The sequence below is a fragment of the Rathayibacter sp. AY1C9 genome (assembly GCF_002932315.1).
In the GTDB taxonomy this organism is placed as follows: Bacteria; Actinomycetota; Actinomycetes; order Actinomycetales; family Microbacteriaceae; genus Rathayibacter.
This window is the reverse complement of sequence record NZ_PSVZ01000003.1, coordinates 186,194-208,965: the sequence shown is the minus strand read 5'-3', so window position 1 is coordinate 208,965 and position 22,772 is coordinate 186,194. Positions and strand designations below refer to the sequence as shown.

Here is a 22,772-nt window from a genome sequence, read left to right as displayed (position 1 = left end):
GCCGGGGCGGGCTCGGGCTCGGCCGGGGCGGGCGCCTCGGCGTCGCTCTCGGCGTCCACCGACGGGGTCGCCTCGTCAGTGGCCTCGGTCTCGGCGGCCTGGACCTCAGGGGCCTCCTCGGCGGGAGCCTCGGGCTCGGACGCCGACGCGGCTCCGGAGCCGTCTCCGATGCGCACCAGCTCGGCGCCGACCTCGACGGTCTCGTCCTCCTGGACGAGGATCTCCTCGATCACTCCCGCGACGGGCGACGGGATCTCGGTGTCGACCTTGTCGGTCGAGACCTCGAGCAGGGGCTCGTCCACCTCGACGCGGTCCCCGACGTTCTTCAGCCAGCGGGTGACCGTTCCTTCCGTGACACTCTCTCCGAGTGCCGGGAGGCTGACGGATTCGCTCATGAGCCTGTCTCCTTAAGACGCTTGTGTTTCGATGTCCAGCTTACTGATGCGGAAGCGGCGGGTCGCCGCACCGCAGTGGTTCTACAGGGCGTGCAGCGGCTTCCCGGCCAGAGCGAGGTGCGCCTCGCCGAGCGCCTCGTTCTGAGTGGGGTGCGCGTGCACGAGGGGCGCGACGTCCTCGGGGTGCGCCTCCCAGTTCACGATGAGCTGAGCCTCGCCGATCAGCTCGCCGACGCGGGCTCCGACCATGTGCACGCCGACGACCGGGCCGTCGACCAGGCGCACGACCTTCACGGAGCCGGTGGTCCCGATGATCGTGCTCCGGGCGTTGCCGCCGAGGCCGTAGTCGTACACGGCGACGCGCTCGGCGCCGTACTCGGCGATCGCGCGGGCCTCGCCGAGGCCGACGGAGGCCACTTCGGGGTCGCTGTAGGTCACCTTCGGGACGTTGACGTCCGAGACGACCTGCGGCCCCAGACCGGCGATCTCCTCCGCGACGAAGATCCCCTGCTGGAAGCTCCGGTGCGCGAGCTGGAGCCCCGGCACGATGTCGCCCACGGCGTACACGCCGGGGACGGAGGTCTGCAGGCGCTCGTCGGTCAGCACGTAGCCGCGGTCGAGGCGGACCCCGGCCTCCTCGAGGCCGATGCCCGCGGTCACCGGGCCGCGGCCGACGGCGACCAGCAGGATCTCGCCCTCCACCGTGGCGCCGCTCTCGAGCGACACGGAGACGCCGCCCTCGCTCTGCGAGACCGACGCGACGCGGGATCCCAGCTGGAAGGCGATGCCCCGCTTGCGGAAGGCGCGCTCCAGCTGCTTGCTGACGCTCTCGTCCTCGTTGGGGACGAGGTGGGGGAGGGCCTCGACGATCGTGACCTCGGCGCCGAACGAGCGCCAGACGCTCGCGAACTCGACGCCGATCACTCCGCCGCCGAGGACGACGACGCTCGCGGGCACGTGGTCGAGCTCGAGAGCCTGGTCGCTCGTCAGGATCCGGCCGCCGATCTCGATGCCGGGGAGGGTGCGGGAGGCGGACCCGGTGGCGACGACGATCGACGCGCCGTGGAGCACGTGCTCGCCGACGGTCACCGTGCCGGGCGCGGTGAGACGGCCCTCGCCCGTGACGACCGTGATGCCGCGCGAGGACACGAGGCTCTGGAGCCCCTTGTACTTGCCGGCGACGACGCCCTCGCGGTAGCGCGTGACGCCCGCCATGTCGATCCCGGTGAAGCTCGAGAGCACGCCGTACTTCTCTCCCTCGCGGGCGCCGTCCGCCAGCTCGGCGGCGTGCAGCAGTGCCTTGGTGGGCACGCATCCGCGGTGCAGGCAGGTGCCGCCGACCTTGTCGCGCTCCACGAGCGCGACGCTCATCCCCAGCTGCGTCGCCCGGAGGGCCGCCGCGTACCCGCCGCTGCCACCTCCGAGCACGACCAGGTCGTAGCGCTCTTCCGACACCCAGTGACTCCCTCGCGACGTGCGGTCCCGCTTCCCGGCCGACCGGCTCCGACGCTGAGCGCCGAGCGGATCGGGAGGGGGGACGAGGCGGGATCTCCCGCCCCGTCGACCCTACTACGCGCTCGCGAAGCCCTCGGCCAGGGCGATCAGCGCGCGCACCGAGACCCCCGTGGCGCCGGCTCCGGTGAAGCCGTAGCCGCCGCCTCCGTTGCTCGAGGGGCCGGCGATGTCGAGGTGCGCCCACGGGATCGTGGTCGCGTCCTCGCCCTCGCCGCGCTTCCCGACGAACTCGCGGAGGAAGTGGCCGGCGAGGAGCATGCCGCCGGCGGTGTTGCCCGGCTTGACGTTCGCGATGTCGGCGATGTCCGAGTTCAGCAGCGGTCGCAGCTCCGCGGGGAGGGGCATCTGCCAGAAGGGCTCTCCCGCCGCGCGGGCGGCGTCGAGGACGCGGGAGACCAGCTCGTCGTCGCCCAGAGCGCCGACGGTCCGGTTGCCGAGGGCGACCACGGAGGCGCCGGTCAGCGTCGCGACGTCGATGATCGCATCGGGCTGCTCCTCGCTGGCGGCGACGAGGCCGTCGGCGAGCACCAGTCGGCCCTCGGCGTCGGTGTTCAGCACCTCCACCGTGGTCCCGCCGCGCACGGTGAGCACGTCGTCCGGGCGGATCGCGGTCCCGGAGGGGAGGTTCTCGGCGATGCAGAGCCAGGCGGTCGCGCGGAGCGGGAGGCCGAGCTCCGCGATGGCGCGCACGACGGCGTACACGGTCGCCGCGCCCGCCATGTCGGTCTTCATCCCGATCATCGAGGCCGGCGGCTTGAGCGAGAGTCCGCCGCTGTCGAAGGTGATGCCCTTGCCGACCAGGGCGAGGTGGGTGCTCGCGCCCTCGGGCGCGTAGGCGACCTTCACGAGGCGGGGCGGGCGGGAGGAGCCGCTGCCGACTCCGAGGATGCCGCCGAACCCCTCCTCCGCGAGGGCCTCCTCGTCCCAGACGGTGACCTCGAGCGGCAGTCCCTCGGCGCCGGTCTGCACGGCCTCGGCCAGCGTCTGCGGGTAGAGGTGCGACGGGGGAGTGTTGACGAGGTCCTTCACCGTGCCGACCGCGCGGCCGAGCACGAGCGCCCGGTCCAGGACGGCGGGGTCGGCCGACTCGCCGCCGCCCAGCAGGACGACGTGCTCGACGGGCGCCTTCGCCGCGGCGGCGGTGCTGCCGCGGAAGGCGGTGAAGGAGTAGGAGCCGAGCGCGGCGCCCTCGGCGACCGCGGCGAGCGTGCCGTCGGAGCCGGCCGGGAGGGAGAGGGCGACGGAGGCGGACCCCGCGAGCAGGCGGACGGCGGCGCCCGCGGCGTTCCGCAGCGCGGTGTCGTCGGGCTCCGCCGAGCCGAGTCCGACGAGGACGATCACTCCGGCACGGACCGAGGACGGCACGCGCACGAGCGTCTCGGCGGCGCCGGTCGCGCCGAGCGCGCTCAGCGCGGGGGCCAGCTCCTCGAAGCCCTCCGCGCCGACGAGCCGGGGACCGTCGGGTCCCGGGGCGACGCCGAGGACGAGGGCGTCGGTGTCGATGTCGGAGGCGGGAACGGTCGAGTACTCGAGAGAGGAGAGGGGCATGGCGGCAATGCTAGGCGCTGTTCGCTGAGGGCTCAGCGGACCCGGACGGGGCGCCGGGACCCCCGTTTAGACTGGACGCATGCTGGATCCGGAAGACCTGTTCGAGATCGAGGGCGACCTCTCCGAGATCCCGCGCGGGCTGCACCTCGTCGCGGGCCTGACCGGCTCGGCCGACGCCGGGGGAGCGGTGGGGCAGCTGGGGGAGTACCTCTTCGAGACCCTCGAGCACCGCGAAGTCGCGGTCTTCGACCAGGATCAGCTGCTCGACTACCGGGCCCGCCGCCCCATCATCACCTTCGACCAGGACCACCTGACGGACTACCGTCCTGCGATGCTCCGGCTCTCGCTCGCGCACGACGAGCTGCACCAGCCGTTCCTCCTGCTCACCGGCTTCGAGCCCGACTTCCAGTGGGAGCGGTTCACCCGCGCGGTGGTCTCCCTCCTCGAGCGGCTCGACGTCGCCTCGACCACGTGGGTCCAGGCGATCCCGATGCCCGTGCCGCACACCCGGCCCGTCGGCGTCACCGTGAGCGGCAACCGCGAGGACCTGATCGAGGCGATGTCGGTCTGGAAGCCGCACACGCAGGTGCCCTCGAACGTCCTCCACCTGCTCGAGCTGCGCCTCTACGAGCGCGGTCTGACCGTGGTCGGCTTCGCGCTGCTCATCCCCCACTACCTGTCGGACACCGAGTACCCGCAGGCGGCGGTCGCGGCGCTCGAGAGCATCTCGGCGTCGACCGGCCTCATCTTCCCGACGGACCGCCTGCGCGAGAGCGGGCGGGAGTTCCTCGGCAAGGTCGACGAGCAGGTCGGCGGCAACGACGAGCTGCAGAAGCTGGTCTCGGCCCTCGAGGCGCGGCACGACACCTACATGGAGGGGACGAGCCTCCGCTCGCCGCTCACCGACGAGGACGGCTTCGTGCCCAGCGCCGACGCGATCGCCGCCGAGCTCGAGAAGTTCCTCGCGATCCGCCGCCCGGGCGAGGAGCCCACCGCCTCCTGAGCGGCCGTAGGATCGGACGAGTGCGTGATCGTCGAGCCTGGTTCGTCTTCGGTGCCGGAGCGTTCGCCTACCTCGTCGCGGTCCTGGACCGCACGACGCTGGGCGTCGCAGGAGTGGACGCCGCGGAACGGTTCGGGGTGGCCGCCGCCGTCCTCTCGTCGCTCGCCGTCGTCCAGCTGATCGTCTACGCCGGGATGCAGATCCCAGTCGGGATCCTCATCGACCGGTTCGGCCCGCGGACCCTGATCCTCTCGGGCACGGCCCTGATGATGGCGGGCCAGGTCGTGGTCGCGATCGCGCCGGGCATCGGCGTCGCGATCGTCGGGCGGATCCTGCTGGGAGCCGGGGACGCCGCGATCTTCACCTCCGTGATCCGCCTCACGGTGACCTGGTTCAGCGGACCGATCGTGCCGCAGCTCTCGCAGTGGATCGGCAACATCGGCCAGGTGGGCCAGATCCTCTCCGCACTCCCGTTCGCGGCGATCCTCCACACGTTCGGCTGGGAGCCCGCGTTCCTCAGCGCCGCCGGCCTCGGGGCCGTGTCCTTCCTCGGCGTGCTCCTCCTGGTCGCCGACGTCCCGCCGCGCACCGAGCCGATCACGGTGGTGCCTCCGACGCTCCGGGCGACGATCGCGCAGCTCGGAGTGAGCCTGCGCCGGCCGGGGACGCAGCTCGGCTTCTGGTCGCACTTCGTCACGCAGTCCTCCGGCACGGTGTTCACGCTGCTCTGGGGCTACCCCTTCCTCGTCTACGCGATCGGCCTGCCGCCGACCGTCGCCGCGCCGACCCTCACGATCGTCGTGATCGCGGGGATCGTCGTCGGGCCGGTGCTCGGCGTCCTGACCGCTCGCCACCCCATGCGCCGCAGCAACCTCGTGCTCGGGATCGTCTCGGCGATGGCGGTCGCCTGGACCGTCTTGCTGCTCTGGCCCGGCGTCCCGCCGTACTGGCTCGTGGTGCTGCTCCTGATCGTCGTCGGAGCGGGCGGCCCCGGCTCCATGATCGGGTTCGACTTCGCCCGCACGTTCAACCCCTCGCGGAGCCTCGGCGCGGCGAACGGAGTCGTCAACGTGGGCGGGTTCCTGGCCAGCTTCACGATGATGTTCGCGATCGGCCTGATCCTCGACGCACTGGCCGGTCCCGGTGCCTCCTCCGAGCAGACCTACTCGCTCGAGCACTTCCGCCTGGCGTGGTGCGTGCAGTACGTGGTGGTCGGCGCCGGAGTCGTCGGACTCGTCGTCGCGCGCCGCCGGACCCGCCGCCGCCTGGCCGAGGACGAGGGAATAACCGTGGCCCCTCTCTGGGTTGCACTGAGTGACCGGATGCGCCGCGGCCGCGCGGGGCGCTGATGGTCGTCCGTCGATCCGCCCTTATGCAGACGCGATGTCCCAGCGGAACGGCCCGGATCCCGCCGGATCGAGCCCCACTCGCACCGCACCGCACGGCTGCACTAGTCAGACGTGCAATAATTGTCAATAGGACCCGTTCGGGTCGAGGAGCACCAGGCCCACGTCGGGCGTGCGACGTCCTCGACTTGACATGGGTCCTCGTAATGCCCACCGACGGACGACGCCTTCCCGCGCCGCCCGCCCCCGGGACGCAACGGATGGAGAGGTGCCGCCATGGCCACCAGAGCTACCAAGACCGCAACGCTCGACGCCGTCGACGACGACGTGACGACGACCACCAAGAAGCCCGCGACGCGCAAGCCCGCGGCGAAGACCACGGCGGCCAAGACCACCGCGGCCAAGACGACCCGCTCGCGCGCCACGACCAAGGCCGCCGCTCCCGCCGACACCGAGGAGGAGCCGACCGACGCCGTCGAGCCCGACGAGGCGGCGGAGGAGGAGGAGACCGAGGTCGTCGCCGAGGACACCGAGACCGACGCGAAGGACGACGCGGAGACGCCGGAGGCCCCGGCCGCCGCTGCCGTCGCCGCTCCGGCCGAGCCGCTCCCGAGCGGTGCGCTCGTCCTGTCGTTCGGCGGAGAGGACGACGAGGTCCCGGTCTACTCGACCGCGATCACCGGCGCCACCGCCGACCCGGTCAAGGACTACCTGAAGCAGATCGGCAAGGTCGCGCTCCTGAACGCGGCCGAGGAGGTCGAGCTCGCGATGCGCATCGAGGCCGGCCTGTTCGCCGAGGACAAGCTCGCCAACTCGACCGACCTCAGCCCGGAGCTCGTCCGCGAGCTGCGCTGGGTCGCGAAGGACGGCCAGCGCGCGAAGAGCCACCTGCTCGGAGCGAACCTCCGGCTCGTCGTCAGCCTCGCGAAGCGCTACACCGGTCGCGGGATGCAGTTCCTCGACCTCATCCAGGAGGGCAACCTGGGCCTCATCCGTGCGGTCGAGAAGTTCGACTACACCAAGGGCTTCAAGTTCTCGACCTACGCCACGTGGTGGATCCGCCAGGCGATCACCCGCGCGATGGCCGACCAGGCCCGCACCATCCGCATCCCGGTGCACATGGTCGAGGTCATCAACAAGCTGGCCCGCGTGCAGCGCCAGATGCTCCAGGACCTGGGCCGCGAGCCCACGCCCGAGGAGCTCTCGCGCGAGCTCGACATGACCCCCGAGAAGGTCATCGAGGTGCAGAAGTACGGGCGCGAGCCGATCTCGCTGCACACGCCCCTGGGCGAGGACGGCGACAGCGAGTTCGGCGACCTCATCGAGGACACCGAGGCGGTCGTCCCGGCCGACGCCGTGGGCTTCACCATGCTGCAGAAGCAGCTGGAGTCGCTGCTCGACTCGCTCTCGGAGCGCGAGGCCGGCGTGATCCGCATGCGCTTCGGCCTCGGCGACGGCATGCCGAAGACGCTCGACCAGATCGGCGACACCTTCGGCGTGACGCGCGAGCGCATCCGTCAGATCGAGTCCAAGACGATGGCCAAGCTCCGCCACCCGTCCCGCTCGCAGTCGCTCCGCGACTACCTCGAGTAGGCCGGTGATCCGCTACGCGCCGGCGGTCCTCCTCGGGAGGGCCGCCCGGTTCGCCGCGCGGGTCCGGAAGCCCGGCGGGGGATCCGCCGTGCCCGGACTCGTGGTGAACCGTGTCGCGCCCGGATTCCTGCCCGCGGTGCTCGACGGATTCCGGGACGGCCTCGTGGTCGTCACGGGATCGGCGGGCAAGTCGACCACGACCAAGATGCTGGTCGCGGTGCTCCGCGCGCACGGGCTCCGGGTCTTCACCAACCCCTCGACGGCCAACATCGCCCAGGGGCTGACCTCCGCGCTCCTGGAGCAGGCGGACCTCCGCGGACGGATCGACGCCGACATCGCCGTCCTCGAGATGGACGAGGGTCACGGCGCGCGCCTCGCGCCCCGGATGCGCCCCCGCGTCGTCCTGCTGACGAACGTGGTGGTCGACCAGATCGACCGCTTCTTCGATCCGGCCATGGTCGCCCGGATGCTCGGCACCATCGCCTCCCGCGCGACCGGTCCCGTCGTGCTGAACGCCGACGACCGCCACGTCGCCGATGTCGCGACCTCCCTCCCCGACGAGCGGATCCGCTGGTACGGCGTCTCCTCCTCCGTCCGCGACTCCGCGTCGGGCGGTCTCGGCTACGCCGCGGAGGCGGAGGCCGGGACCGACCGTGCGACCACCGTCGTCGAGAGCACGACGGGAGCGGCCGCGCGCATCGTCAGCGACGGCGACCCGCTCGAGGTCCGGCTCCCCGCGCGGGGCGTCCACTACGCGGTGGACGCCGCGGCGGCCGTCTCCACGGCCCGCGCCGTGCTCGCTGAGCGCTTCGACCCGGCCCTCGCCGCCTCCGCGCTCTCGAGCATCGACCCCGTCTTCGGGCGGGGCGAGATCGTCACCGTGCGCGGCCACGAGGTCGAGTTCGTCCTGGTCCAGAACCCGGCGAGCTACCGCCTGAACATCGCGGAGATCCCCGAGGGGACCGAGCAGATCATGCTCGCGATCGGCTCCGACGTCCGAGACCCCTCCTACTTCTGGCCCGTGGACACCTCCGTGCTCGGGCACGTCCGTGTCGTCTCGGGGTCGAAGGCGCACGAGGCGGCGCTGCACCTGCGCTACGACGGCGTGCGCGTCGACTCCGTCGACGAGGACCTGGGTCGCGCGCTCGACGCGTTCCTCGCTCTGCCGACCCCCGCCTCCGGCCGGAAGACCATCGTCTTCTCGGCCGATTCGATGCGCCGCACCCGTGCGCACCTGCAGCTCGTCACCAACCGCGAGGAGACCGCGTGACCACCCTCCGCATCGCCGTGCTCGCTCCCGACGTCCTGGACGGCAACGGCGACGCGGCGAACGCCCGGGTCCTCGCGGCTCGGGCGCGCTGGTCGGGCGTCGAGGCGGAGGTGGTGCCGCTGGTGACCGCCTCCGACGCCGAGGTCCGTCCGGACGTCCTGGTCGCCGGGACGGGAGCGGACGAGGACCTCCCGGGCGTCCTGGCACTCCTCCACGAGATCGCGCCGACGCTGCGGGCCTGGGTCGACCAGGGCACTCAGGTGGTCGCGGTCGGAGCCGGCTGGGAGATGCTGGCCGGTTCGATCAGCACGGCCGCGGGCGGCGCCCGGGGGATCGGGCTGTTCCCCGGAGACTCGGTCACGGGCGAGCGCGCGACCGACGACCTCCTCGTCGAGACGCCGGGCGGCGTCCTCGTCGGATTCGAGAACCACGAGCGCCGGATGACCGGGATCCCGCTCGAGCACGCGCTCGGCCGAGTGCTGCACGGTACCGGCGACGGCGCCGGCCACGAGGGCTACGCGGAGGGAGGCCTTCTGGGCACGCACCTGCACGGCCCCGTCCTCGCGAAGAACCCCTCGCTCGCGGACGCGATCCTGCGGCGCGCCCTCGGCGACGCCTACTCCCCGTCGGACGAGCGTCTCCGCCTGGTCGATGAAACGGCACGAGCCGCTCGCGATGTGATCGCGAAGCGGCTCGGTGTCGGTCGGTAGGGCGCTGACGCGCCGTCCGGGCTGATCGGGGACGCGCTAGGGGCGCTGCTCCTCGAAGAGTCGGGCGGACTCGTCGTGCCAGCTCTGGGCGATGCTGGAGAGCTTCTCCTGGTACTTCTTCCCGTGGTGCGCGCAGAACAGCAGTTCTCCGTTGTTCACGACCACTCGGATGTACGCCTGGGCACCGCAGCTGTCGCAGCGGTCGGCGGCGGAGAGCTGGTGGGCACCGGCGAGCTCGTCCACGCCGTTCTGGGTTGCTGTGGTCGACATGACTTGGCCTCCTGCACTCGTTCTTCGATCTCTGCTTAGTGGAACCCATCCAAGCACGCGATTGTTTCCGCACGGAGTCGATCGGTCGGCATTTCGCTCTGCGCGTAGGGGCCCCGCGCCGAGCGGCCATCGTGCTGTCGTCGGGTGCCGCGCCACCGCGGCCGGAGCGGTTCCCGAAAGTAGACTGGGCGGATGGCCTCCACCGACTACAACGCCCGCCACCTCTCCGTCCTCGAGGGTCTCGAGGCGGTCCGGAAGCGGCCCGGCATGTACATCGGATCGACCGACTCGCGCGGCCTCATGCACTGCCTCTGGGAGGTCATCGACAACTCCGTCGACGAGGCGCTGGCCGGGCACGGGACCGAGATCAGCGTGCTCCTGCACGCCGACGGCAGCGTCGAGGTGCGCGACCGCGCGCGCGGGATCCCGGTCGACATCGAGCCGAAGACGGGGCTCTCCGGAGTCGAGGTCGTGTTCACGAAGCTGCACGCGGGCGGCAAGTTCGGCTCCGGGTCCTACGCGGCGTCCGGCGGTCTGCACGGCGTCGGCGCCTCCGTGGTCAACGCGCTCTCGGAGCGCCTCGACGTCGAGGTCGACCGCAACGGCCGCACCTACCGGATGTCGTTCCACCGGGGGGAGCCCGGGCGCTTCGCCGACGCGGGCGAGCCCACCCCCGACGCTCCGTTCACGCCGTTCGAGAACGGGTCGGAGCTGACGGTCGTCGGGAAGGTCGCCAAGGGCGTCACCGGTACGCGCGTGCGCTACTGGGCCGACCGCCAGATCTTCACGAAGGGCGCCTCGTTCCAGACGGACGACCTGGTGACGCGCGCCCGGCAGACCGCGTTCCTCGTCCCCGGCCTGACGATCGACATCGTCGACGACCGGGCGGACGAGCGCCGCGCCGAGATGTTCCGCTACGACGGCGGCATCTCGGAGTTCGTCGAGTTCCTCGCCCCCGACGCCCCCGTGACCGAGGTGCTGCGCCTCACCGGCTCCGGCACCTTCACCGAGACCGTGCCGGTGCTGACCCCCGGCGGCGCCATGGTGCCCACCGAGGTGGAGCGCACCTGCGAGGTCGACATCGCCCTGCGCTGGGGCACCGGCTACGAGACGGTGATGCGCAGCTTCGTGAACATCATCTCGACGCCCAAGGGCGGGACGCACCAGACCGGCTTCGAGCAGGGCCTGCTGAAGCTGCTCCGCTCCCAGGTGGAGGCGAACGCCCGCCGCCTCAAGGTCGGCTCGGACAAGCTCGAGAAGGACGACGTCCTCGCCGGGCTCAGCGCCGTGCTGACCGTGCGGCTCCCTGAGCCGCAGTTCGAAGGCCAGACGAAGGAGGTGCTGGGCACGCCCGCCGTCCGCGCGATCGTCGCCTCCACCATCGCCTCGACGCTGGGCGCGGTGTTCTCCTCGACGCGCCGCGAGGACAAGGCGCAGACCTCCCAGCTCCTCGAGAAGGTCGTCGCCGAGATGAAGTCGCGGATCTCGGCCCGCGCGCACAAGGAGACGCAGCGCCGCAAGAACGCGCTGGAGTCCTCCTCCCTTCCGGCGAAGCTGGTCGACTGCCGCAGCAGCGACGTCGAGAACAGCGAGCTCTTCATCGTCGAGGGCGACTCCGCCCTCGGCACCGCCAAGCTCGCCCGCAACAGCGAGTACCAGGCCCTGCTGCCGATCCGGGGGAAGATCCTCAACACGCAGAAGGCGAGCATCGCCGACATGCTCTCGAACGCCGAGTGCGCCTCGATGATCCAGGTGATCGGAGCCGGCTCCGGCCGCTCCTTCGACCTCTCGGCCGCCCGCTACGGGAAGATCATCCTGATGAGCGACGCCGACGTCGACGGCGCCCACATCCGCACCCTGCTGCTCACGCTCTTCTTCCGCTACATGCGGCCGCTCGTCGAGGCGGGGCGCGTCTTCGCCGCCGTGCCTCCGCTGCACCGGCTCGTGGTGATGAACGCGGGGAAGAAGCCGAACGAGACGATCTACACCTACTCCGAGAAGGAGCTGCAGAGCGTGCTCGCGGCCCTCGGCAAGGCGGGCCGCCGCTACCAGGACCCGATCCAGCGCTACAAGGGGCTCGGCGAGATGGACGCGGACCAGCTGGCCACGACGACCATGGACCGCTCCCGCCGCACCCTCCGCCGGGTGCGGGTAGCGGACGCCGAGAACGCCGGCCGGGTGTTCGAGCTGCTGATGGGCAACGACGTGGCGCCCCGCAAGGAGTTCATCGTCCGCGGGTCCGAGTCGCTGTCGCGGGACCGCATCGACGTCTGAGCCGCGGGGCTCAGAACACCTCGGGCGCCGCTCCGATCGTCGCGATCGGCGCCGCGAGCGCCACGCCGGAGCCGTCGCGCTTCATCCCGGAGTCGGGCAGCGCGGCGACCGAGCCGTCGGCCTCGAGCGCGTGCGCGGGACCGGGGCCGACCCACGCCACTCCGAGGGCGGTCTCACCCTTGAGGAAGCGCTGCGCACGGACTCCGCCGGTGGCCCTGCCCTTGGCGGGGAACTCCGAGAACGGCGAGACCTTCGCACTACCGGTGTCGGTCCCCGAGAGGGCCCAGCTGTCGACGGCGACCGTCGCGACGACGGCCTCGTCCCGGTCCTCGGCGGCGACGACGGCGAAGTGCACGACGTCGTCGGTCTCGGCCAGCTTGACCCCGGCCATCCCCGCGGCGGTCCGGCCCTGAGGGCGGACGGCGGACGCGGGGAAGCGCAGCAGCTGGGCCTCGCCGGTGACAAAGACCAGCTCGTCCTCCTCACCCGACGCGGCCGCGCCCACGACGGCGTCCTTCGGCTTCAGGGCGATGAGCTCGATGTCCGGGCGGTTGGGCAGCTCGCCCGGCGCGACGCGCTTGACGACGCCCTGCTGGGTGCCGAGCGCGATCGGCCGCTCGTCGTCGAGGGCGACGAGCGCGAGCACCCGCTCGTCCTTCGCCAGGTGCGGGAGGTAGTCGCTCATGCGCACGCCCGCGCCCAGCTGCACCGAGGAGGAGGGGACGGCGGGCACGTCGACCGGCGAGAAGCGGAGGAGCCGACCGGCGCTGGTGACCGCGCCGATCTCCGTCCGGCTGGTCGTGTCGAGCACGCTGAGGACGGCGTCGTGCTTCGAGCGGCGCGTGGCGCGCTCGGGGTGGGGAGCGGCCTCGGGGTCGCGGTCGACCCGCACCATGCGGCCGGTGGTGCTCAGCAGCACCCGGCAGGGCACGTCCGCGATCTCGAGCACCGCGGCGGCCTTCCGCCCGGTGGTGGCGACGGAGGGACGCGCCTCGGTGAGCAGGGTGCGCCGCGGGGTCCCGAGGCGCTGGGCGACCTCGTCGAGCTCGTCCGAGACCAGCTCGTCGATCCGTGAGCGGCTGGCGAGGAGGGCCTCGAGCTCGGCGATCTCGGCGAGGAGGGTGTCGCGCTCGGTCTCGAGCTCGATGCGCGAGAACTTCGTGAGGCGGCGGAGCTGGAGCTCGAGGATGTAGTCGGCCTGCAGGGTGCTGAGGTCGAAGACCTCGATCAGCCGGGCCCGCGCCGCCGCGGTGTCGTCGCTCCCGCGGATCAGCTGGATGACCTCGTCGATGTCGAGGATCGCGATGAGCAGGCCCTCGACCAGGTGCAGCCGCTCCTGGCGCTTGCGCAGTCGGTAGCGGGTCCGCCGGGTGACGACCTGCACCCGGTGGCCGATGTAGACCTGCAGCAGCTCCTTCAGGCCGAGGGTGCGCGGGCCGCCGTCGACCAGCGCGACGTTGTTGATCGAGAACGCGTCCTCGAGGGGCGTGTAGCGGTAGAGCTGCTCGAGGACGGCCTCCGGGCTGAAGCCGGTCTTGATCCCGATGACGAGCCGGAGGCCGTTGTCCCGGTCCGTCAGGTCGGTGACGTCCGAGATGCCGCTGAGCTTCTTGTTCTGGACGCCGTCCTTGATCTTGTCGATGACCTTCTCGGCGCCGACGAGGTAGGGCAGCTCGGTGACGACCAGGCCGGACTTGCGCGCGGTGATGCTCTCGACCGAGACGCGCGCGCGGGTCTTGAAGCCGCCCCGGCCGGTCGCGTAGGCGTCGCGCACGCCGGCGAGGCCGACGATCGTGCCACCGCTCGGGAAGTCCGGTCCGGGGACGAACGACATCAGGTCGTCCAGGGACGCGTCGGGATGGGCGATCAGGTGCCGGGCCGCCCCGATCACCTCCACGAGGTTGTGGGGCGCCATGTTCGTCGCCATGCCGACGGCGATGCCGCTGGCCCCGTTGACCAGCAGGTTCGGGAACGCGGAGGGGAGGACCTCGGGCTGGTCGTGCGAGTTGTCGTAGTTCGGGACGAAGTCGACGACGTCCTCGCCGAGGTGCTCGGTCATGGCCGTGGCGGCCGGGGCGAGGCGGGCCTCGGTGTAGCGGGCCGCGGCCGGGCCGTCGTCGAGGGAGCCGAAGTTGCCGTGCCCGTCGACGAGGGCGACCCTCATCGTGAACGGCTGGGCGAGGCGGACGAGGGAGTCGTAGATCGAGGCGTCGCCGTGCGGGTGCAGCTTGCCCATCACCTCGCCGACCACGCGGGCCGACTTCACGTGGCCGTGATCGGGCCGCAGCCCCATCTCGCTCATCATGTAGAGGATCCGGCGCTGCACCGGCTTGAGGCCGTCGCGGGCGTCGGGCAGGGCCCGCGAGTAGATGACCGAGTACGCGTACTCGAGGAAGGACCCCTCCATCTCGGCCGAGACGTCGACGTCCTCGATGCGCTCGGTGAGCGAGGATCCGGAGGAGGGGGCTGCAGCGTTCATGACTCGATTCGGTGGCGGGCGCGGGGCGGCGGCGGGGGACTGCACCGCCCTGCGGCGCTCGACGGGACGGGCGGAGCGGAGACGGCGCCTCGCGGACGGGACCGGCCCTCCCGTTCACGCGGACGCTCCGCTGCACCGGCCCGGCGGGGACGGCGGCGCTGTGCGAAACTGGGCGCGATGACCCACATGCTACCGCCAGCCCCCGACGGGCGGCGGAGCCTCGCCGACGTCCTGCCGGGCGCCCTCGACGCGCTCCTGGGCCGCCCCGGCCTCTTCGGCTCGCCCCGCGTCGAGCGGATCGTGGTCGTCCTCGTCGACGGCCTGGGTGCCGCGAACCTCCGCCAGCGCGGGGGCCACTCGCGCACGCTCGCTCCGGCCCTCAACCGCGGCACCACGCTCGTCTCGGGCTTCCCGACGACCACCGCGGCGGCCCTGGCGAGCCTGACGACGGGCCTGCGCCCGGGCGGGCACGGGATGGTCGGCTACCGCGTGCTCGACCGCGCCTCCGACCGCCTGGTCAACCAGCTCTCCGGCTGGGACGAGGGCATGATGCCCGAGACGTGGCAGCCCCACCCCACGGTCTTCGAGCAGGCCTCGGCCGCCGGTGTCCGGGCCGGAGTGATCGGCCCAGCGCGGTACGCCTGCTCCGGTCTCACGCGGGCGATCCTGCGCGGCGCCGAGTACCACTCCGCCGGCGGCGTCGCCGAGCGCTTCACGGCGGCGCGCGCCCTGCTCGACGAGGGCGGCCGGCAGCTCGTGTACCTCTACGTCCCCGAGCTCGACCAGGCGGCGCACGCGCGCGGCTGGGAGTCGCCGGAGTGGACGGCAGCGCTCGAGCTCCTGGACGGGGAGGTCGGCGGAGCGGTCCGCGGGCTCTCCGCCCGCGAGAGCGTGCTGGTCACCGCCGACCACGGCATCGTGGACGTTCCGGCGTCCTCGCACGTGCTCGTCGAGCGGGGACCGCTGCTCGAGGGCGTCCGGCACCTCGGCGGAGAGCCCCGCTGCCTGCAGCTGCACCTCGAGCCGGGTGTGGACCCCGACGAGGTGGCGCGGCGCTGGATCGAGGCGGAGGGCGCACGCGCCTGGATCGCGACGCGCGACGAGGTCGCCGTGAGCGGCTGGTTCGGCGAGGTCTCTCCGGCGGCGGCCGAGCGGATGGGCGACGTGTTCGTCGCGGCGCGGAGGACCATCGCCTACTATGCGGCGGACGACTCCTCCGGCCGCTCGATGATCGGGCAGCACGGGTCGCTCACGCCGGAGGAGACGCAGGTGCCGCTCCTCCGCTTCGGCGCGCTGGCCTGAGCCGGGCCGAGTGCACGGGGGCACCGTCCACCCCGGCGGAGCCGCGCCGGCGGTGGGTCAGTCGTCGCTGCGCGCTCCGAAGACGATCTCGTCCCAGCTCGGCATCGACGCCCGCCCCCGGCGGAGGCTCCCGCGCACGCCCGACGGCTGCTCGGGGACCGGGGGAGCGGTGCGCGGCGGCTCCGGTGCCTTCTCGACCGGAGGAGCGGCCTCGGCCTCGGGCTCCGGCTCCTCGCGGACGCGGAGGCTCGAGGCGTGATCGCGCTCGCCCCGGCGGCGCCGCAGGGCGTCGAGCAGGTCGGCGGTGTCGTTGAGGTTGCGCTCGCGCTGCTCCGTCGTGCTCGTGACGGGGCGGGGGAGCGTCGAGATCGGGCGCGGGGTCTCGGAGAGGGCCGGCTGCGGCTCCGTGTCGGAGGGGCGGACGGCGGCCGGCCGGGCGTGCGGCATCGCGGCGGGGCGGCCGGCGGTGGGGTGGTCGGCCCGGGCGGAGCGGCTCGGCGCCTCCGCGGACTCCGTGTCGAAGCGCGTGGCGAGCTCGTCGACGGCGGCGGGGATGACGGCGCGCAGGCGCGGGATGAGGGTCGGCCGGATCTCACCCTGCTGCGAGAGCGTGATCGCCTCGGAGGTCAGCGGCGACAGCAGCGCCTTCCGCGGGTCGAAGCGCCAGCGGGCGTCGTGGTCGATCTCGTCCGAGCGGAAGAGGAGCTTGACGACCCAGCCCTCCTCCTCCTTCCAGCTCGACCACTGCTCGCCCTCGGCGCCGAGCGACGCGAGGCGGTCGCGGATGACGTCGCCGAAGGGCGTGCCCTCCTCGAGGGGATCGGGGTCGGTGGTCGTGTAGACGCGCACGGCGAGAGCGGACGCGACGATGTGCTCGCGCTCGGCCGTGACGGGTCCCTCGAAGCGCTGGACGTAGCCCAGGTCGGCGCCCGTGAGCTCGGCGACCTCCTCGGCGGAGAGCCCGGAGCGGATGTGGGCCTGGATCTCGCGGGGGGAGACGCGCTTCTCGCGCGGCGGGAGGGTGTGGACCCGCGGCCGCAGCTGGCTCTGCAGCGTCTCGTCGATGCGGACCGAGAAGCGCTCGCCGCCCTCGGACACGAGGACGAGCGATCCGCCCTCGACGCCGATCACCTTCAGTTCCATCATCGTGGGGACCCTCCTTCTGGACGCGGACCGGGCAAGGATGCCACGCGCCCGGGCGATCGGCCGGGAATACCCCGGGCGGGTCGAAAGTTGGTGCGGAAGGAGGCGGGGCGAGCGGGTGTCAAGAGCCGTTCGAGGTGGTTTGCGAATCGATGCGTCGTGATGCACACTGACCCCGCCGATTTGTTGAACAGCAGAAATAAGAAGTGGATGGGAATGGCTACGGACTACGACGCCCCCCGCAAGACCGATGACGACTCCGAGTCGATCGAGGCCCTGAAGGAGCGAGTCCCCGACAAGATGTCCGGAGTCGTCGACGTCGATGACGCCGACAACCCGGGCGGATTCGAACTGCCCGGTGCCGATCTGTCCGACCTCGATCTGGACGTCGTGGTCCTTCCGCCCCAGGCGGACGAGTTCACGTGCGTGAGCTGCTTCCTCGTGAAGCACCGCTCGCAGATCGACCACGAGGAGAAGCTCGGACCGATCTGCCTGGAGTGCGCCGCTTAAGCGCCTCCCGGCTCCGAAGGACGACCGCTCCGTCGCCGTGATCCCCGGATCGCGGCGACGATGTCGTCCGGGCGGCGGGTGGAGACCAGCCAGTACGGCGTCGGGTCGGCCGGATCCTCGATCGGGACCCGCACCACCTCCTTCACCCAGCCGCGGATGACCAGGTACGCCCGCGCGTCCAGGCGCGTCCCGCGCTCGGCGAACGCCTGGTCCCCCGAGTAGGAGGACGGCTCGCCCACGAGGTCCAGCGGGATATGCGCGCGGCCGGCGCGCAGCTCACCCTCCGCCACCTCGATCACGGGGGAGAGGGCCAGCAGCGACAGCACGCAGCCCGCGTACAGCACGACCGCGACGATCACCCCCACCGCGAGGTCGATGGGCGCGAACACCAGGATGCTGGCGGGGATCACGAGGGCGGTGGCGACGAAGAGCCAGGGCGCGGGCCACAGCCTCTCTCGGTAGGACGGCATGACCCTATTGGATCAGACGTTTGGTCTACCCTCGTCACGTGCCTGCAACCGTCGACGTCCCGATCACCGCGGACCGGCTCCCCTCCTACGCCCGTCCGGGCGACGCGGGAGCCGATCTCCACTCGACGGAGGACGTGGTGCTCGCCCCCGGTGAGCGCGCCTCCGTCGGCACGGGGGTGGCCGTCGCCCTCCCGGAGGGCCACGCCGGCTTCGTCGTCCCCCGCAGCGGGCTGGCCTTCAGGCACGGCATCACCGTCGTCAACGCCCCCGGAACGATCGACGCGGGCTACCGCGGTGAGATCCGGGTGGCGCTGCTGAACACCGACAGCCGCGAGACGTACCGCGTCTCGGCGGGGGACCGGATCGCGCAGCTCGTGATCGTCCCCGTCGTCCAGGCGAGGTTCACGGCCGTCGACGAGCTTCCCGAGTCGGTCCGCGGCACGGGCGGCTTCGGATCCACCGGGTACGCCGCCGGCGCCCAGGAGACCAGAATCCACGAGGAGAGCGCATGAGCGACATCCAGCCCACGGCCGGCGAGGCCGCCGAGCCCGTCCAGCAGGACTTCGAGAAGTCGGCGCCGGAGGACCGCGCGGAGGCCGGGCCCCTGGACGAGCGCGAGGCCAACCCGGTCCGCCCCTACATCGACCTCGGCGGGGTGAAGGTGCTTCCCCGCGAGGGCATGCACATCCGCCTCGAGGTCGAGGAGGGGACCAAGCGCGTCATCGCCGTCGGCCTCGACTACGCAGGGTCGACGCTGCAGGTGCAGCCCTTCTCCGCGCCGCGCTCCTCGGGCCTCTGGCACGAGATCCGCGGCCAGATCGCCGAGCAGATCGGCCGTCAGGGCGGATCGACGACGGAGCGCGACGGCGTCTTCGGTCCGGAGCTCGTCGCCGAGCTCCCGATCGCCGGCGGCCAAACCCGCGTCGCCCGGTTCGTCGGCGTCGACGGTCCGCGCTGGTTCCTCCGCGGCGTGATCGCCGGAGCCGGAGCCGTCGACGAGCAGGCGGCCGCCTCGGTCGAGGAGCTCTTCCGCAGCATCGTCGTGGTCCGCGGCAGCGGCCCGATGCCTCCGCGCGACCTGATCCCGCTGAAGGTGCCGACCGGCAGCCAGACCCAGCAGAGCGCGAGCTGACCGGCATGGAGCCGGTGCGGCCCGAGGACCCGGCCCGATCGGAGGAGCCGGTCCGGCCCGAGGTGGGCGACGCGATCGCGCAGGCCGCCCGCCGCTCGGGACTCGGCGCGGTCGCCGACGGCGAGCCGTTCGACGGGAAGGCGCTGCTGCGCACCATGGGCGGCGTCCGGGGGATCCTCGAGGCCGTCGTGCCCGGCATAGCCTTCGTCCTGCTCTACACGGTCACCTCGGAGCTCGTGCTCTCGCTGGTCGCATCCGTCGGGCTCGCCGTGGCGTTCACGGTGGCGCGGGTGCTCGGCCGGACGCCGGTGATCCAGGCCGTCGGCGGACTGCTCGCCGTGGTGGTCTCGGCCGCACTGGCGCTGTTCACCGGGCGGGGCGTCGACAACTTCGCCCTGGGGCTGCTCACCAACCTCGTCTACGGGCTCGTCTTCCTCCTCTCCGTCCTCGTGCGCTGGCCCCTGATCGGCGTCGCCGCCGGCTTCCTGATGGGGGACGGCACCGCCTGGCGATCCGATCGGCGCAAGCGCCGCCTCTTCGGCGCCCTGACCCTCGCGTGGGCGGGGCTCTTCCTCCTGCGCCTGGCCGTGCAGTACCCGCTGTTCCTCGCCGAGGACACCACGGCGCTGGGCATCTGGAAGCTGGCGCTCGGCCTGCCCCTGTACGCGCCGCTGCTGGTGCTCACCGTGCTCGCCGTCCGGGCCGAGTACCGCGGAGCCGGCGAGCGCGCCGATGCGGGCGATGCTCCGGATCGTGCATAGAATTGTCTCGACGTCGAGATAAATAGCGCTCGCCTCCCCGCGCCGTCGCGGCGAGGTCGACCGGGCGCCTCGGCGTCGAGGAGTTAGGTCCTCCTTGGTGGCAGGCCGCTGTGCGCGGTCGTCAAGATGAGGACGGAGAGCGGCTCCGCCCGTCGGCGGACGCTGCAGTCAGCGAAGGAGAGGGCGACGTGTCCGCGGTAGACAGCTTTGGATCGAAAGACACCCTGAAGGTCGGCTCGACCGACTACGAGGTGTTCCGCATCGACCGGGTCCCCGGTCACGAGAAGCTCCCGTTCAGCCTCAAGGTGCTGCTCGAGAACCTCCTGCGCACGGAGGACGGCGCGAACATCACCGCCGACCACATCCGCGCCCTCGGCGAGTGGGTCCCGGAGTCGGAGCCCGACACCGAGATCCAGTTCACGCCGGCCCGCGTGGTCATGCAGGACTTCACCGGCGTGCCCTGCATCGTCGACCTCGCCACGATGCGCGAGGCCGTCGCTGCCCTGGGCGGCGACGCGAACCGGATCAACCCGCTCGCGCCCGCCGAGATGGTCATCGACCACTCCGTCATCGCCGACCTCTTCGGCACCGAGGACGCGCTCGAGCGCAACGTCGAGCTCGAGTACGAGCGCAACGGCGAGCGGTACCAGTTCCTCCGCTGGGGCCAGACCGCCTTCGACGACTTCAAGGTCGTCCCGCCCGGAACCGGCATCGTGCACCAGGTCAACATCGAGTACCTGGCCCGCGTCACCATGACCCGCGAGGTGGGCGGCGCGCTGCGCGCCTACCCCGACACCTGCGTCGGCACCGACTCGCACACGACGATGGTCAACGGCCTCGGCGTGCTCGGCTGGGGCGTCGGCGGCATCGAGGCCGAGGCCGCGATGCTCGGCCAGCCCGTCTCGATGCTCATCCCGAAGGTCGTCGGCTTCAAGCTCACCGGCTCGATCCCGACCGGCGTGACCGCGACGGACGTCGTGCTCACCATCACGCAGATGCTGCGCAAGCACGGCGTGGTCGGCAAGTTCGTCGAGTTCTACGGGGCCGGCGTCGCCGCGGTGCCGCTCGCCAACCGCGCCACCATCGGCAACATGAGCCCCGAGTTCGGCTCCACCGCCGCGATGTTCCCCATCGACGACGTGACCCTCGACTACCTGCGCCTCACCGGCCGCAGCGACGAGCAGATCGCCCTCGTCGAGCAGTACTCCAAGCTGCAGAAGCTCTGGCACGACCCCGCGGTCGAGCCGGTCTTCAGCGAGTACCTCGAGCTCGACCTCGGCACGGTCGTCCCCTCGATCGCCGGCCCGAAGCGCCCGCAGGACCGGATCGAGCTCTCGTCCGCCAAGACGCAGTTCGAATCGGACCTCACCAACTACGCGGATGTCTCGCACGACATCGTCGACCTGACCATCGCGGAGTCGTTCCCCGCCTCCGACCCCGGAGAGCTGCAGCCGCAGGACGAGCACAGCAGCCACGAGCACACCCACCGCTCGCACGCGCCGTCGACCGCCTCCAAGCCGACCACGGTCGAGCTCGGCGAGGGCGGGACCTTCACGATCGATCACGGCGCCGTCGCGATCGCGGCGATCACCTCCTGCACCAACACGTCGAACCCCTCCGTCATGCTCGCGGCCGGCCTGCTGGCCCGCAACGCAGCGCAGAAGGGCCTGAAGGCCAAGCCGTGGGTGAAGACCACGCTGGCACCCGGGTCGAAGGTCGTCACCGACTACTACGAGAAGGCCGGCCTGACCGAGTCGCTCGAGGCTCTCGGCTTCTACACGGTCGGCTACGGCTGCACGACCTGCATCGGCAACTCCGGCCCGCTGCTCGAGGAGATCTCGGCCGCAGTGCAGGACAACGACCTCGCCGTGACCGCCGTGCTCTCGGGCAACCGCAACTTCGAGGGCCGCATCAACCCGGACGTGAAGATGAACTACCTGGCGAGCCCCCCGCTCGTCATAGCCTACGCGCTCGCCGGCTCGATGAACTTCGACTTCGAGGTCGACGCGCTCGGCACCGACTCCGACGGCAACGACGTGTTCCTCAAGGACATCTGGCCCGACGCGGCCGAGGTGCAGGCGACGATCGACTCGTCGATCGACAAGTCGATGTTCGACACGCAGTACGCGGGCGTGTTCGACGGTGACGAGCGCTGGCGCGCGCTGCAGACCCCCGAGGGCTCGATCTTCGAGTGGGACGAGTCGTCGACCTACGTGCGGAAGCCCCCGTACTTCGACGGCATGACGATGGAGACGACCCCGGTCACCGACATCGCCGGTGCCCGCGTGCTCGCCAAGCTCGGCGACTCCGTCACGACCGACCACATCAGCCCGGCCGGCTCGATCAAGGCCGACAGCCCCGCCGGCCGCTACCTCGACGAGCACGGCATCGACCGCAAGGACTACAACTCCTACGGCTCGCGCCGCGGCAACCACGAGGTGATGATCCGCGGCACGTTCGCGAACATCCGCCTGCGCAACCAGCTGCTCGACGGCGTGGAGGGCGGCTACACCCGCGACTTCACTCAGCCGGACGCCCCGCAGTCGTTCATCTACGACGCGTCGCAGAACTACCAGGCCGAGGGAACTCCGCTCGTCATCCTGGGCGGCAAGGAGTACGGCTCCGGCTCGTCGCGCGACTGGGCGGCCAAGGGCACGAGCCTGCTGGGCGTCAAGGCGGTCATCGTCGAGAGCTTCGAGCGGATCCACCGCTCGAACCTCATCGGCATGGGCGTCGTCCCGCTGCAGTTCCCCGCGGGCGAGAGCTGGGAGTCGCTGGGCCTGGACGGCACCGAGTCGATCAGCATCTCGGGCATCGAGGAGCTGAACGAGGGCGTCACCCCCAAGACGGTCCACGTCGTCGCCGAGCCGACCGAGCACTCGGCCGAGGGCAAGCGGACCGTCGAGTTCGACGCGGTCGTCCGCATCGACACCCCCGGTGAGGCGGACTACTACCGCAACGGCGGCATCCTGCAGTACGTGCTGCGCTCGCTCGTCTAGATCAGCCGCAGAGCGTGTGCGCCTTCCCTGCGGGGGAGGCGCACACGCGTTC

At 71.8% G+C, this 22,772-nt stretch carries 19 protein-coding genes; 12 read left to right on the top strand and 7 right to left on the bottom strand.

Going from position 1 to position 22,772, the window contains the following annotated elements; translation table 11 throughout:
* The 3 genes from C5D09_RS04330 to C5D09_RS04320 all read right to left on the bottom strand — a co-directional run.
* Positions 1-395 (bottom strand): biotin/lipoyl-containing protein (locus C5D09_RS04330; protein WP_308471467.1); only part of this gene is annotated, 395 nt, incomplete at its 3' end.
* An 81-nt stretch (positions 396-476) separates the two neighbouring features.
* Positions 477-1,850, bottom strand: a complete 1,374-nt coding sequence (lpdA, locus tag C5D09_RS04325) for a dihydrolipoyl dehydrogenase (RefSeq protein WP_104268680.1) — start codon at positions 1,848-1,850, stop codon at positions 477-479.
* A 114-nt stretch (positions 1,851-1,964) separates the two neighbouring features.
* On the bottom strand, positions 1,965-3,458 hold the full coding sequence (locus C5D09_RS04320) for a leucyl aminopeptidase (RefSeq protein ID WP_104225226.1): 1,494 nt from the start codon (positions 3,456-3,458) through the stop codon (positions 1,965-1,967).
* A 79-nt stretch (positions 3,459-3,537) separates the two neighbouring features.
* Here C5D09_RS04320 and C5D09_RS04315 point away from each other — a divergent pair, with 79 nt between their 5' ends.
* The 5 genes from C5D09_RS04315 to C5D09_RS04295 all read left to right on the top strand — a co-directional run bounded on the left by C5D09_RS04315 (position 3,538) and on the right by C5D09_RS04295 (position 9,380).
* On the top strand, positions 3,538-4,461 hold the full coding sequence (locus tag C5D09_RS04315) for a proteasome assembly chaperone family protein (protein ID WP_104238748.1): 924 nt from the start codon (positions 3,538-3,540) through the stop codon (positions 4,459-4,461).
* 20 nt (positions 4,462-4,481) lie between these two features.
* Positions 4,482-5,810 carry a nitrate/nitrite transporter gene (locus C5D09_RS04310; protein ID WP_104268679.1) on the top strand — a complete coding sequence of 443 codons (1,329 nt, stop codon included), beginning with the start codon at positions 4,482-4,484 and terminating at the stop codon, positions 5,808-5,810.
* A gap of 273 nt (positions 5,811-6,083) precedes the next feature.
* Positions 6,084-7,400 carry an RNA polymerase sigma factor gene (locus tag C5D09_RS04305; protein ID WP_104232561.1) on the top strand — a complete coding sequence of 439 codons (1,317 nt, stop codon included), beginning with the start codon at positions 6,084-6,086 and terminating at the stop codon, positions 7,398-7,400.
* A 4-nt stretch (positions 7,401-7,404) separates the two neighbouring features.
* Positions 7,405-8,670, top strand: a complete 1,266-nt coding sequence (locus tag C5D09_RS04300) for a Mur ligase family protein (RefSeq protein WP_104268678.1) — start codon at positions 7,405-7,407, stop codon at positions 8,668-8,670.
* Positions 8,667-9,380: a type 1 glutamine amidotransferase gene (locus C5D09_RS04295; RefSeq protein ID WP_146085600.1), complete on the top strand. Its 714-nt coding sequence runs from the start codon at positions 8,667-8,669 to the stop codon at positions 9,378-9,380. Before C5D09_RS04300 ends, C5D09_RS04295 begins: the two co-directional genes overlap by 4 nt.
* A 36-nt stretch (positions 9,381-9,416) precedes the next feature.
* On the opposite strand, the gene C5D09_RS04290 is transcribed toward C5D09_RS04295, so the two are convergent.
* Positions 9,417-9,650, bottom strand: coding sequence for a hypothetical protein (locus tag C5D09_RS04290; RefSeq protein WP_068212876.1), 234 nt, complete (start codon positions 9,648-9,650; stop codon positions 9,417-9,419).
* Positions 9,651-9,842: 192 nt separating this feature from the next.
* Between C5D09_RS04290 and C5D09_RS04285 the strand changes: the two genes are divergently transcribed.
* Positions 9,843-11,924, top strand: coding sequence for a type IIA DNA topoisomerase subunit B (locus C5D09_RS04285; RefSeq protein ID WP_104225230.1), 2,082 nt, complete (start codon positions 9,843-9,845; stop codon positions 11,922-11,924).
* A 10-nt stretch (positions 11,925-11,934) separates the two neighbouring features.
* Here C5D09_RS04285 and C5D09_RS04280 read toward each other — a convergent pair whose 3' ends face one another.
* Entirely contained in the window at positions 11,935-14,403 is a 2,469-nt protein-coding gene (locus C5D09_RS04280; protein WP_104268676.1) for a DNA topoisomerase (ATP-hydrolyzing) subunit A, read from the bottom strand.
* 177 nt (positions 14,404-14,580) lie between these two features.
* Here C5D09_RS04280 and C5D09_RS04275 point away from each other — a divergent pair, with 177 nt between their 5' ends.
* Positions 14,581-15,705, top strand: coding sequence for an alkaline phosphatase family protein (locus C5D09_RS04275; protein ID WP_258066910.1), 1,125 nt, complete (start codon positions 14,581-14,583; stop codon positions 15,703-15,705).
* Positions 15,706-15,762: 57 nt separating this feature from the next.
* Here the strand turns inward: C5D09_RS04275 and sepH are convergent, their stop codons facing one another.
* Positions 15,763-16,851, bottom strand: coding sequence for a septation protein SepH (sepH, locus tag C5D09_RS04270; RefSeq protein ID WP_104232567.1), 1,089 nt, complete (start codon positions 16,849-16,851; stop codon positions 15,763-15,765).
* A 213-nt stretch (positions 16,852-17,064) separates the two neighbouring features.
* Here sepH and C5D09_RS04265 point away from each other — a divergent pair, with 213 nt between their 5' ends.
* A complete protein-coding gene (locus tag C5D09_RS04265) occupies positions 17,065-17,358 on the top strand; it encodes a DUF4193 domain-containing protein (protein ID WP_055792269.1) in 294 nt (97 codons plus the stop codon).
* On the opposite strand, the gene C5D09_RS04260 is transcribed toward C5D09_RS04265, so the two are convergent.
* The gene (locus tag C5D09_RS04260) at positions 17,355-17,828 is read right to left on the bottom strand and encodes a DUF3093 domain-containing protein (protein ID WP_104232568.1); all 474 of its coding nucleotides are present in this window, start codon (positions 17,826-17,828) and stop codon (positions 17,355-17,357) included. The genes C5D09_RS04265 and C5D09_RS04260 overlap by 4 nt on opposite strands.
* A 38-nt stretch (positions 17,829-17,866) precedes the next feature.
* Between C5D09_RS04260 and dut the strand changes: the two genes are divergently transcribed.
* From dut to acnA, 4 genes are all read left to right on the top strand, one after another.
* The gene (gene dut, locus C5D09_RS04255) at positions 17,867-18,340 is read left to right on the top strand and encodes a dUTP diphosphatase (protein WP_104222105.1); all 474 of its coding nucleotides are present in this window, start codon (positions 17,867-17,869) and stop codon (positions 18,338-18,340) included.
* Positions 18,337-18,960 carry a DUF3710 domain-containing protein gene (locus C5D09_RS04250; RefSeq protein WP_104248032.1) on the top strand — a complete coding sequence of 208 codons (624 nt, stop codon included), beginning with the start codon at positions 18,337-18,339 and terminating at the stop codon, positions 18,958-18,960. Before dut ends, C5D09_RS04250 begins: the two co-directional genes overlap by 4 nt.
* Before the next feature lie 5 nt (positions 18,961-18,965).
* Positions 18,966-19,721 carry a DUF3159 domain-containing protein gene (locus C5D09_RS04245; RefSeq protein ID WP_104222101.1) on the top strand — a complete coding sequence of 252 codons (756 nt, stop codon included), beginning with the start codon at positions 18,966-18,968 and terminating at the stop codon, positions 19,719-19,721.
* Positions 19,722-19,909: 188 nt separating this feature from the next.
* On the top strand, positions 19,910-22,720 hold the full coding sequence (gene acnA / locus C5D09_RS04240) for an aconitate hydratase AcnA (protein WP_104232571.1): 2,811 nt from the start codon (positions 19,910-19,912) through the stop codon (positions 22,718-22,720).
* Positions 22,721-22,772 lie beyond the last annotated feature (52 nt).

Bases quoted from the DNA above. Each gene is read 5' to 3' on its own strand.
- C5D09_RS04320 (WP_104225226.1), bottom strand. From the start codon at position 3,458: ATGCCCCTCTCCTCTCTCGAGTACTCGACCGTTCCCGCCTCCGACATC.
- C5D09_RS04315 (WP_104238748.1), top strand. From the start codon at position 3,538: ATGCTGGATCCGGAAGACCTGTTCGAGATCGAGGGCGACCTCTCCGAG.
- C5D09_RS04305 (WP_104232561.1), top strand. From the start codon at position 6,084: ATGGCCACCAGAGCTACCAAGACCGCAACGCTCGACGCCGTCGACGAC.
- C5D09_RS04290 (WP_068212876.1), bottom strand. From the start codon at position 9,650: ATGTCGACCACAGCAACCCAGAACGGCGTGGACGAGCTCGCCGGTGCC.
- C5D09_RS04285 (WP_104225230.1), top strand. From the start codon at position 9,843: ATGGCCTCCACCGACTACAACGCCCGCCACCTCTCCGTCCTCGAGGGT.
- C5D09_RS04280 (WP_104268676.1), bottom strand. From the start codon at position 14,403: ATGAACGCTGCAGCCCCCTCCTCCGGATCCTCGCTCACCGAGCGCATC.
- C5D09_RS04275 (WP_258066910.1), top strand. From the start codon at position 14,581: ATGACCCACATGCTACCGCCAGCCCCCGACGGGCGGCGGAGCCTCGCC.
- sepH (WP_104232567.1), bottom strand. From the start codon at position 16,851: ATGATGGAACTGAAGGTGATCGGCGTCGAGGGCGGATCGCTCGTCCTC.
- C5D09_RS04265 (WP_055792269.1), top strand. From the start codon at position 17,065: ATGGCTACGGACTACGACGCCCCCCGCAAGACCGATGACGACTCCGAG.
- C5D09_RS04260 (WP_104232568.1), bottom strand. From the start codon at position 17,828: ATGCCGTCCTACCGAGAGAGGCTGTGGCCCGCGCCCTGGCTCTTCGTC.
- C5D09_RS04250 (WP_104248032.1), top strand. From the start codon at position 18,337: ATGAGCGACATCCAGCCCACGGCCGGCGAGGCCGCCGAGCCCGTCCAG.
- C5D09_RS04245 (WP_104222101.1), top strand. From the start codon at position 18,966: ATGGAGCCGGTGCGGCCCGAGGACCCGGCCCGATCGGAGGAGCCGGTC.